12 protein-coding genes and 2 pseudogenes are annotated in these 10,761 nt (G+C 37.3%); all 14 read right to left on the minus strand.

Translation table 11 applies throughout. The annotated features are described in order from the left end of the window. Positions 1–322 precede the first annotated feature (322 nt). Entirely contained in the window at positions 323–541 is a 219-nt protein-coding gene (locus ACM55I_RS13815; RefSeq protein ID WP_416847444.1) for a hypothetical protein, read from the minus strand. Between the two features lie 48 nt (positions 542–589). Beyond that, positions 590–1,954: a peroxiredoxin family protein gene (locus tag ACM55I_RS13820; RefSeq protein WP_416847445.1), complete on the minus strand. Its 1,365-nt coding sequence runs from the start codon at positions 1,952–1,954 to the stop codon at positions 590–592. 207 nt (positions 1,955–2,161) lie between these two features. Continuing rightward, on the minus strand, positions 2,162–2,614 hold the full coding sequence (locus tag ACM55I_RS13825) for a transposase (RefSeq protein WP_416847446.1): 453 nt from the start codon (positions 2,612–2,614) through the stop codon (positions 2,162–2,164). A gap of 231 nt (positions 2,615–2,845) precedes the next feature. Then, the gene (locus ACM55I_RS13830; RefSeq protein ID WP_416847447.1) at positions 2,846–3,142 is read right to left on the minus strand and encodes a hypothetical protein; all 297 of its coding nucleotides are present in this window, start codon (positions 3,140–3,142) and stop codon (positions 2,846–2,848) included. Between the two features lie 486 nt (positions 3,143–3,628). Next, a complete protein-coding gene (locus ACM55I_RS13835) occupies positions 3,629–3,775 on the minus strand; it encodes a hypothetical protein (protein ID WP_416847448.1) in 147 nt (48 codons plus the stop codon). Positions 3,776–3,794: 19 nt separating this feature from the next. Then, complete coding sequence (locus ACM55I_RS13840; protein WP_416847449.1) at positions 3,795–5,150, minus strand: peroxiredoxin family protein; 1,356 nt, start codon at positions 5,148–5,150, stop codon at positions 3,795–3,797. A 93-nt stretch (positions 5,151–5,243) separates the two neighbouring features. After that, a pseudogene (locus tag ACM55I_RS13845) lies at positions 5,244–5,462 on the minus strand (transposase); the annotation flags it as partial. Positions 5,463–5,559: 97 nt separating this feature from the next. Continuing rightward, complete coding sequence (locus tag ACM55I_RS13850; RefSeq protein ID WP_416847450.1) at positions 5,560–5,787, minus strand: MutS N-terminal domain-containing protein; 228 nt, start codon at positions 5,785–5,787, stop codon at positions 5,560–5,562. 102 nt (positions 5,788–5,889) lie between these two features. Next, positions 5,890–7,347, minus strand: coding sequence for a fibronectin type III domain-containing protein (locus tag ACM55I_RS13855; RefSeq protein ID WP_416847452.1), 1,458 nt, complete (start codon positions 7,345–7,347; stop codon positions 5,890–5,892). 197 nt (positions 7,348–7,544) lie between these two features. Then, positions 7,545–7,802: a hypothetical protein gene (locus ACM55I_RS13860; protein ID WP_416847453.1), complete on the minus strand. Its 258-nt coding sequence runs from the start codon at positions 7,800–7,802 to the stop codon at positions 7,545–7,547. A gap of 124 nt (positions 7,803–7,926) precedes the next feature. Beyond that, positions 7,927–8,418 carry a hypothetical protein gene (locus tag ACM55I_RS13865; protein WP_416847454.1) on the minus strand — a complete coding sequence of 164 codons (492 nt, stop codon included), beginning with the start codon at positions 8,416–8,418 and terminating at the stop codon, positions 7,927–7,929. A 112-nt stretch (positions 8,419–8,530) separates the two neighbouring features. After that, a complete protein-coding gene (locus ACM55I_RS13870) occupies positions 8,531–9,412 on the minus strand; it encodes a fibrobacter succinogenes major paralogous domain-containing protein (protein WP_416847455.1) in 882 nt (293 codons plus the stop codon). A gap of 330 nt (positions 9,413–9,742) precedes the next feature. Beyond that, the gene (locus ACM55I_RS13875; RefSeq protein ID WP_416847456.1) at positions 9,743–10,420 is read right to left on the minus strand and encodes an FISUMP domain-containing protein; all 678 of its coding nucleotides are present in this window, start codon (positions 10,418–10,420) and stop codon (positions 9,743–9,745) included. A 241-nt stretch (positions 10,421–10,661) separates the two neighbouring features. Further along, a pseudogene (locus ACM55I_RS13880) lies at positions 10,662–10,761 on the minus strand (IS982 family transposase); the annotation flags it as partial.

The raw sequence follows: 10,761 nt of genomic DNA on the forward strand, positions 1-10,761 counted from the left end.
ACGAATTTTAATTTAAAGAAAAATGAATAAAACTGCATTTAAATGCTGTTTATTTACAGTAAATGAACACCTTAACCCAACAGTATTTAAACAATGCAAATTTACCGGAACAGGGGGCTAGACAACTACTGATTAACAACGTAATATATCGATTAGCTATATTTAATTCCATACTACATCGATGAACAGGCAAAAAACAGGTAATCCTTAATTTTTTTTACCCTTTTTTGCACTTTTTCGATTTTATTCTTAAACTTTCAAAATCTCGATTCTTGTCTCTCGATTCTTGTCTCTGGATTCTTATTACTTAATCCTTACTTTCTTAGCATATTAAGCCACGCAGTGATTTACTCCGGATAATAGGTTTTACTAATATTTTTTTATTTACATACAATAAATACAAAGTAGGTGTAGCAAAAACACAATAATACCGTGCCGCTTGCCCTTCCCTGCCTTTTAAATCACAACTCGTAATCCTAGACATATCCTTGGTAAAAGTCTCGTATTTCTCTTTTTCAGCATCCAATGAAACTAATATCACTTCGAGATCATCTTTAAACAAATTAACGATTTAACTTACTCAAATAAGCTACAACTTTTTTACAAAATCCAATACATTAGTAAGCGTAGCCATTTTTGAAACTATGATCCCTTTACTATCTAAAACGTACATTGTAGGTGTTCCAATGACGCCATAGTTTTTAAAATTAATACCCTCTGCACCTTTAAAATCACAATATTTATCAGCCCAGGGGTGTGGCATTGAGGTGTCTTTAAAAATTTTCTCGTCTGTATCAGATGCTATGGTTATAATTCTAAAACCTTTGGCTACCATTTCTTTATAATGCAGTACTAATCCCTCCATGGTTTCTTCACAAGGACCACAACCGGAACGATAGAAAACCAACAGTGTGAATTTTGAATGCAATTCAGTTGTTTTTAATACGGTTACTACGGGGTTAGTAGCTTCTTTTTTGCCACTATTGACTACAATACTCAAATCTGGGGCTTGCCCCGAAAGATCGAGTTGGTATATTTTTAAAACCCCATCATTATGCAGCAATCGTCTGGAGTTTTTAATGGTTGCTGTTAGGGCATCCAAGATATAATCTTTGCCTATTTTACTAATTTCTTTGGTTAAATTCACCACAAAATCAGTATAGATTTTATCGGATGGTAAACGGTGCAAGATGGTGGTAACATCCTGCAACAACTTAGTATCGTCTTTGAACACTGAGGTATGCAATTGTACCCAGTTATTGATTACGCCGCCCCAATGATTAGAGGTGTAAAGGGCCGCAAAATCCAGTTCGGTTACGATAAAATCATTTATATTGTGGGCTTTTGCTTTTTCATCTACGGTTATTAGGGTACCAATACCCATGGTGAGGTTTACAATTTGACGGAACTTAGCAGCGTATAATAAAGAAGTACTCAAAGCCTTTGAGTGCTCTTCATATTGTTTTAGCAGGCTACTATATTCTGTTGATGCCAGCTTGTAGAGCTCACTGTCTTTTTCATACGCTCGTTTGGTAGCCAACATGGCGTCGTGTTTTTCAAAAAACTGTTGCTGTTTTTTATAAGTGGCTTTGTCTATCAAATTCTCTGTGGTGTTTTTGTAAACAATACTTTCGGCTGTGGGAACGCTATCGAAACACGACACCGAAAAATCTTCGTTGTTAATGATTAAATCCAGCCCACCGCCCGTGGCGCTATTGGTCAAGTACCATTGCGCTATGCCTTTATAGCCCTTGTATTGCTCAGGAATTATGAGTTGTACTTTGCCTCCTTCAGGAACGGTATCCCTTTTTACAGTAATGCGTTTATCGCCTTGAAAAATAGTAAAATCATAGGTTTTCCCAGCGAAATAAGGAAACTCTAAGTTTATGGTTTGTGCGCTTACACTAAAGCTAGTACCTAAAAAAAGAATACAGTAAAATAAATAATGTTTCATTGTAAAAGGGTGTTTGAATTAAAAATGCGGTAAATCATGGTTTTGTTTTTTACAGCTTCTACATATCCATATTGAAAAAGTGTGTTATTTCTATCTTTTATCAATATAGTATAAACAATGAAATACGTTCTATACTGTTTCATTACACCAAGATAGCTGTTTATAGAAGCTCTGATTTGGATATGCAAACAAAAACTGCACATTAAGTTAAGCTACATTTTTGTAATTAATTTGATTGTTAAATTCTTCAATAGTTGCATAGTTCAAAGCAGAATGCCTACTTTTTCTGTTGTACCAAACTTCAATGTATTCAAAGATTTCCAGTTTCATTTGCTCTTTAGAAATCAGCTTGTTCCCATAAATTAATTCCGTTTTTAAGGATTTAAAGAAGCTTTCAGCTACAGCATTATCCCAGCAATTCCCTCTAGGGCTCATGCTACGTGTTATTTTTTTATAGGAATCAAGAACATTTACAAACTTTTTGCTCGCATATTGAACACCTCTGTCGGAATGGAAAATCAAACCTTCTTCAATATTTCGGTTTTTAACCGCCATATTCCAAGCCTTAAACGAGGTTTGCTTCGCCTGTTCGCTGTCGTTCGGGTCATGTGTGCTCATTCCATCGCTTAAACTCCAACCTATGATTTTTCTATCGTACAAATCCCTCTTTAGTTTGCATATAAGTAATATCTGAAACCCATACTTTTGAATGCATTTTTATAACAAACGCTCTATTTAATATATTTTCGACGACTAAATAATTATGATTCGAGTTGGTTGTTACTTTGAATTTCTTGCTTAATTTACTTCGTAAACCTAGCTATTTCATGTATTTTTGCAACTGTAATTCTACAAATTTCATAACCTAAACTCCGAAGTTCAAATGTTATTCTAGGACTCCCATTGCAACTGGAAATTCTCCTGATGCAACAGCACAATAACACTTTTTAAGTCTTTAATTTCCAGCAATGCCGCACCGGTATACGATGCCGGATACATAAGGACAAACCTTCCGGCAGCATCGGTCTTTACGGTAGCCAGCAGGGAATCTTTTTGGAATCCAAAAGCCTTTAACAGCACTTCTTTTTTAAGAGCCTGCGGAACAACACCGGTAATAGTGTAGGACGACTGCGCCATGGCACTGTTACAAAATAAAAAAAACAGAAAAAAACGGGATAGAATTCTCATTATTCAAAAAGTATTAATAGTAAAAAGAGTATACAATAATCGGTAAACTCGTTAAGAATCAGAATATGTTCCCTATTTAGAATTAACGACAAGGAAAGAATCGATTTAAAGTTTCAGGAATCTCTATAATTAATTATTTGACCCACGAATTACACCAATTCTTATTTTAATTTTCAAAAAATTAGTTACAACTGCATTTTAATGGTGTTTTTTTACACTAAAACGCAAGTCTTACATCCAATAACATTTAAACAATGCAAATTTACCTTAACAGCGGTTTCGCTAACTACTGATTAACAACATAATCTATCGATTAGCTATATTTAATTCCATACTCCATCGATGAACAGCCCAAAAATCAGGTAATTCCTCTTGAATTTGATGTAACGTAAAAAAGCGCACCGGTACTGATGCGCTTTTCTAACTAAAAAAATCATTTTATCGCTAGTGAGTAAAACGTCCTGCACTAAAAGGCATAAATAAAAATTAAAATCTATGCTCTCTCGCCGCCTGCCCTTCCCAGCCTTTCAAATCACAACTTGTAATCCAAGTCATATCCTGAGTAAAGGTTTCCTGTTTTTCTTTGTCAGCATCTAATGAAACTAATAGTACTTCCAGAGTATCTTTAAACAAATTAACTTCATCAAATAAGCTACACCTTTTTTACAAAAGCCAATACATCAGCAATCGTAGCCATTTTTGAAACTATCATCCCTTTGCTGTCTAACATGTACATCGTAGGTGTTCCTATCACGCCATAGTTTTTAAAATTAACGCCGTTCATGCCTTCTACGTCGCGGTATTTGGCTGCCCACGGAAACGACGCTGCGGTTTTTGTAAAAGCAGCTGGGTCTAAATCGCCGGCAATACTGATGATTTTGATTCCTTTGACTACTAAATCTTTATAATTGGTTTTTAAGGATGCTATGGCAGTTTCACAATGCCCACAGTCCGATTGGTAAAATAACAATAAGGTGTATTTTGAATTTAGGGCATTCGTTTTTAAAACGGTGGTGGTGGTATTATTTCCCACAGTGTTGGTTAGTGTTAAGTCGGGGGATTTTTTTCCGATTGCTAACTGATACGATTGAATTATTTTTTCTAGTTTACCTGTTGGGTTTTTTATTCGGTTGTCTTGGATGATAAAAGCTACTATTGCATCTTGGTCTTTAGCCCAAGAAAATTTTTCGGTTACAGAGATTGTAGCATCTATCAAATCTTCATACACTTGCTGGTTTTTGATGCGTTTTAAATTGCTAGCTACATCAGCACCAAAAGTTCCAAAATAAAGACTTTCTTTCGTATACACTTCCATACAAGAGTTAATGATGCCAAACCACATCGAGCTGCCGTACAAAGCATCAAAATCTATTTGTGTAAAGAAATTTTTGGCTATGGTTTTCGCCTCATTACTTTCCCATACTTTGGCTAGTTTTTCTTCTTGTGCCATTTTAAACTGCATATACTTTCCGGCAAACAAGGTTGACTGATTGATGGTATCGGCTAGCCTTTGGAGTAGTTTTTCAACACGCTGTTTTTCGGTTTCTAGTTTTTTTAAAAACGGTTCTTCTGTTTTATACAGTTTACTCAACTCTTGGTTTAATCCTATTTGCTGTTTGTATTGTGCTGCATTGTCAAACCAGCGGTTCAAGCAGTCGTTTTCGGGCGAATTAAGAATTTTAGTGTTTTGGGCATATACATATTCCATATCACAAATGAGTGTGGGGTTTTCAGTGGGGGATAGCACAAAATCATAACTCAAATAAGCCTTGCCTTTAATAGTAAGATTGACCAAGCCCGTTTGGGGGTGTTTGGTTTTAAAGGCTAGCGTGCCTATGCCGTTTTGGTCTAATGGCACAGTGCCAAGCGTGTCTTTTCTAAGCCCGTGTACCGCTACAATAACTGCTTCTTTATTGGGGTGTTGGGATAGTTTTAAAGTAAGTTCTTGTGCCGAAAGATCTACTGCTGTAAAGGCAATAAATGCAGCAAATACTAGTTTAAAGTTCATTATTTTTGATTTTATAAATGTTAAGATTTGATGTAAAATAGCCATAATTATAAATCAAATTAGGTTGTTTTTTTAAAAGAGTTTTGAGTTTCAAATTAAATGCAAATGACTGTGCATTATACAGTACCCATAAATTTCCATTCCTTTAGTTTTTCTGCAATGGTCTAATTATTCTATAAATATCGAAAAATAAACATCTCTTGTAAAAACATCAATCCAATTGACAGTTGCAAAACTAATAAAATAGGCTCCTGTTTTTTCATGACCCGAGCGATAGCGAACAGGCGAAGCAAATTTATATTTTCTACTCATTTTCCTTTTTTATTACAAATTTAACCAAAAAAATACAACCAAAAAAATTGTTGTTTTTTGGTTGCTTTTTATTGTTGGTACGAGCGGGACGCTCGCACTAACCTAGAAAATCTTTTTTTAATGCTTCAAAAACAGCTATTGGAAAACCAATAGTTAAAACATTGTTTTCAATGTTTTTAATTTTTTTTACATTTACCTTATAATTTTTGTGGCGCATTAAATAAGCCCCTTGGTTATAGGCCTTATAAAAAATTCCCTCTTTGAAAAGAAATACTTTAGAAGGATTTTGTACTTGCTGTGTTATTTTTTCTAGTATAGTAGCCATAAGAATGTAATAATAACTATTTTCTTAACTACGTTATCTTGTAAAAAGATAGCGTAGCTAAAAAAATTCGACCGCTGCGCGGAAATAATCAAATAAACCGAATTATTCTGAAATGCAACGCACAGAGAACCCGCTGCCGCGGTAGGCGCTGTAGCCTGGGAATACGTTACCGCTAGTGAAGTAGAGGTAGTATGCATTGGCGCCATTAACCGTACTACTCCAATAGAAGCCGTCTGAACCTACGTTGCCGAGTGCTGCAGAGAGAACGGTGCGGTAGCTAGCAGCAGGAAGATACAATTTAGAACCAACAGTAAAACCATTACCTGTCCAGGTCCATGTATTTCGAGTGGCAGTACCTGGTGCACCACTTGTTAGACCATCGCTAAATAAACCACCCCATTGCGCTTGGGTTGGCACTCTAAAACGTGGGGGGCACGGATCGTTAGCTGTTTTTGACGCGTCAAGCCAAAGGGTATTATCTTGCGGATTGCGCCAGTCATTCGGACTACTGCCATTGGTTATAAATTTTCCTGCCACAGGCGCACTTACTGGGCCAGCTTGGCTTGTACTTGTTCGTACTTCATGTCCGTCTGTTTGTCGACCCCATTGGTATAATGTACCATTGTTTGCACCACCTTGGTAAGAAAGTGGGTCTTGCGTACCGGTAACACCTAAGTTGTAACACAAAAATTCTTTTAAAGTACCGCCTACATTAGCACTACAAGTACTCACCAATACAGCAGCTGAAGCCCCTGAAGCAACAGAATTACCTACCGCATTAGTAGCAATAACACTAAAAGTATAGGAAGTTCCATTGGTTAAACCTGTAACGGTTAATGGGGAGCTTGCGCCTGTAGCAGTGAAACCACTAGGAGAAGACGTTACCGTATAACCCGTAATAGCACTACCACCGTTAGAGGCCGGAGCTGTAAAAGCAACACTAGCCTGAGTATTACTCGCAGTAGCAACAGCGCCTGTTGGAGCGTCAGGTACAGTGCGAGGCGTTACAGCAACTGAAGCCGCTGAAGCAACAGAATTACCTACCGCATTAGTAGCAACAACACTAAAAGTATAGGAAGTTCCATTGGTTAAACCTGTAACGGTTAATGGGGAGCTTGCGCCTGTAGCAGTGAAACCACTAGGAGAAGACGTTACCGTATAACCCGTAATAGCACTACCACCGTTAGAGGCCGGAGCTGTAAAAGCAACACTAGCCTGAGTATTACCCGCAGTAGCAACAGCGCCTGTTGGAGCGCCAGGTACAGTGCTAGAAAAGTTGATCCAACCAACACCATTATAAACCTGCATTTCTCCATTAGTGCCACAATTGGTGCACCAAACAATTAACCCAGCGGCGGGTGAACTGATGTCAGTTTTTTGTGAATGCGTCATCCGTGGGGGTAAAAAACCCCTAGTCTCGCTTTCCAGTTCCAGCACAGCGCTGCCGCTTATATTATTTGCGTTTGTACCTATTTTTAGTTGATTTTGTGCCAAAACACTGCAACCAACAAGTAGTAATACCAAAATAAATAAATCAGATAATCGTTTTCTTAAAATCATAAATCGTTTTTTTTAATCAATTTGTTACCAATTAGTTCCATTAGACTGGATACGAATTGTTTTATTATAGTTTAAGGTCGTAAAGCTTGTCGTTTCCGATGAGAAAATACTTTGAGAAAAAGTTAATAGGTTAGCGGTCTCATCTGTTTTTCTAATGATAAAAACCACACCAGTACTCGTTGCAACGGGAGGCAGCGTCAATAAAATCCACCTGCACCAGCGTTACATAAAATAGTATAATCAGCGGTTGTAGCTGTGTAAGCAGTCGTTATTGTAGTGATGCTACCTGCTCCAGTTGCCGTTAAAGCACCATTTGTACTCAAATTAAGTCCCGTACTCACCATTATTTCAGATGCCACTGCTAACGCTGCAGTTGCGTTACCTAATAAACGCGCTGCTGCAATATTCTGAATCTTGGCATACGTAACCCAACCAGCAATAATTTTTGTAGTCATAACTTCATCAGTATTAATTTTTGCAACCCAAAAAACACCCTCTTTGTATAATTTTTTCCAATTGAATGATTTTAAATTGTTATTTACTATTATGAGATATTTGACTTAAAAACTTTCGACTTGCTTAAACTGCTGTTTCTAAATTAATTATTTTACATTGCAAACTTGCCACCCATAAAAAAACCTCCATAGGGGTTTTGTTTGCTAAAGGATAATTAATAATTTGAGCTGTTAGTTCCGTAATAAAACTTGATTCCGTCTTAATTTCACGTTGAGTAATTAATTTCATATCCTCTCGGTTAGTGTTGATTTTGTCTGTATACCAATTTTGATATTCCGTTTCATTAAAAACCACTGGAGTATCAAAACAACTATAGAATTCAAAATCCTGGATAGCAAAATCTTTTTTTAATGCTTCAAAAACAGCTATTGGAAAACCAATAGTTAAAACATTGTTTTCAATATTTTTAATTTTTTTTACATGTACCTTATAATTTTTGTGGCGCATTAAATAAGCCCCTTGGTTATAGGCCTTATAAAAAATTCCCTCTTTGAAAAGAAATACTTTAGAAGGATTTTGTACTTGCTGTGTTATTTTTTCTAGTATAGTAGCCATAAGAATGTAATAATAACTATTTTTTTAACTACGTTATCTTTTAAAAAGATAGCGTAGCTAAAAAAAAAATTGACCGCTTCGCGGAAATAATCAAATAATCAAATAAATCGAATTATTCTGAGACACAACGCACAGACAACCCGTGGGTACGATTGGTGTTGGTGGTGCTGGCACTGCCGCCACCGAAGGCCAAGCTCCCCGCGTAAGTACTAGACTCAGTACTACTCCAGTAGAAGCCGCTGCCGCCACGGTTGAGCAACGTACCATCGGTGCCGATGCGATAGCCGGCAGCCGGGAGTGTTAAGGTTTTCGTACTGGCATTAGGACCCCAACTGATAGCAGTAGAAAAGTTTCCATCATTAGTCCATGAACCTGTTCTACTCACGGTGTTGTTTGCTAAAACTCCATCCCATTGTACTTTTGTAGGTACTCTAAATCCAACTGGACAAGGATCGTAGGCAGTCTTGCTCCCATCGGCCCACGAACCATTTGCAGCATTTACTGAATTCCACCCTGTAATTGCTGCGCTTGAAGTACTGGCATTCGCAACCGGTGCACTTCGGCCCCATTGGTAGTAATTACCGTGTATGGCCTGTACTGGAATGTTTGGATCTAAAAGAGTGTTTGTGGCGCCTAAGTTATAGCACATGAATTTTTTATACACTCCTGCAGTAACATAAGCACCACAAGGAACACTTGAAACATCAACAACAGAATTTATTCCTGACCAGGAATTTACATTAGTAAACACCTGAAATTGACCATCGCCACAATCAGTACAATAGATCATTAGTCCCGGTGAAGCAGAAACTGCATTGCGTTGCTCATGATTCATACGAGGCGGTAAAAAACCACTGGTGCTGCTCTCTAATTCCAGTACAGCGTTAGGCGCTATGTTGGTAGTATTGTCGCCTATTTTTTGTTGCTTTTGTGCAAAAACAAGAGCACCTAAAAGCAATAAACTTACAGTCAATAAACCGGATATTTTTTTCATAATAATAATAATAATAATATATCGCTTTTTAAATTCAAACTTTAATGATATCACTTTTCAAATATTCCATAAAAAGACAAATAACACTGTGTTAATTACACCATACGATCATTAAAAAACAAAAAGAAAGTGGATCGCATTGGCTTGTAATTTTATATTATTTTACAAATTTCATAATTAAAAATTAACCACTTCGCGGTTAACCATTACAATATCCCTTCTTTTAGAAAAATTACTTCCACTGATTCGTGCTTGGCGCAACACAACTCAAACAAATGGGACATGTACGCTGCTCTTTTCCCAAAAATATAAATAATCAAATAAATCGAATTATTCTGAGACACAACGCACAGAGAACCCGCACGGACGATTGAAGTTGCTGGTGTAGGGGCTGCCGCTAACGAAGCTCAATAACCACGCGCTAGCACTATCCTCAGTACTACTCCAGTAGTTACCGGAGTAGCCACGGTCGTGCAACGCACCATCAGTGTAGAGACGCCAGCCGGCCACCGGGAGTGTTAAGGTTTTGGTGTTGGCATTAGGACCCCAACTGACTGCAGAAGAAAAGTTTCCATCATTAGCCCATGAACCTGTTCTACTCACAGTGTTGTTTGCTAAAACTCCATCCCATTGTACTTTTGTAGGTACTCTAAACCCAGCTGGACAAGGATCGTTGGTCGTTTTGCTACCATCTACCCACGCACCATTATTAGCATCAGCAGTATTCCATCCTGTAATTGCCCCTGCCTGAGTACTGGCATCGGCAACCACAGTACTTCGGCCCCATTGGTAGTAATTACCGTGTATGGCCTGTACTGGAATGTGTGGATCTATAGATATGTCTGTGGCGCCTAAGTTATAGCACATGAATTTTTTAAACACTCCCACAGCAACATAAGCACCACAAGTAACACCTGAAACATCAACAACAGAAGTTATTCCTGACCAGGAATTTACATTAGTATACACCTGAAATTCACCATTGCCACAATCAGTACAGTAGATCATTAGTCCCGGTACAGCCGAAAATACATTGCGTTGCTCATGATTCATACGAGGCGGTAAAAAACCTCTGGTCGTGCTCTCAAGCTCCAGTACGGCGTTAGGCGATATATTGGTAGTATTGTTGCCTATTTTTTGTTGTTTTTGGGCAAAAACACTACATCCTAAAAGCAATACGCTTAAGGCAAATAAACGGGATGTTTTTTTCATAATAATAATAATAATAATAATAACCCGTTGGGTGTAATTAAATGATTTGATTTTTGATATTATTTATTGGTCTATCAAAGATAAATTTATTGATATATTGAACCAATGTTAATGCTGTTATTTTTGCTAAAATTCTT

This window comes from Flavobacterium algoris (assembly GCF_048158525.1).
Lineage (GTDB): Bacteria > Bacteroidota > Bacteroidia > Flavobacteriales > Flavobacteriaceae > Flavobacterium > Flavobacterium algoris.

Coding starts and splice junctions, on each gene's coding strand:
- ACM55I_RS13820 (WP_416847445.1), bottom strand. CDS start 1,954: ATGAAACATTATTTATTTTACTGTATTCTTTTTTTAGGTACTAGCTTT.
- ACM55I_RS13830 (WP_416847447.1), bottom strand. CDS start 3,142: ATGAGAATTCTATCCCGTTTTTTTCTGTTTTTTTTATTTTGTAACAGT.
- ACM55I_RS13840 (WP_416847449.1), bottom strand. CDS start 5,150: ATGAACTTTAAACTAGTATTTGCTGCATTTATTGCCTTTACAGCAGTA.
- ACM55I_RS13850 (WP_416847450.1), bottom strand. CDS start 5,787: ATGGCTACTATACTAGAAAAAATAACACAGCAAGTACAAAATCCTTCT.
- ACM55I_RS13855 (WP_416847452.1), bottom strand. CDS start 7,347: ATGATTTTAAGAAAACGATTATCTGATTTATTTATTTTGGTATTACTA.
- ACM55I_RS13860 (WP_416847453.1), bottom strand. CDS start 7,802: ATGACTACAAAAATTATTGCTGGTTGGGTTACGTATGCCAAGATTCAG.
- ACM55I_RS13865 (WP_416847454.1), bottom strand. CDS start 8,418: ATGGCTACTATACTAGAAAAAATAACACAGCAAGTACAAAATCCTTCT.
- ACM55I_RS13870 (WP_416847455.1), bottom strand. CDS start 9,412: ATGAAAAAAATATCCGGTTTATTGACTGTAAGTTTATTGCTTTTAGGT.
- ACM55I_RS13875 (WP_416847456.1), bottom strand. CDS start 10,420: ATGATCTACTGTACTGATTGTGGCAATGGTGAATTTCAGGTGTATACT.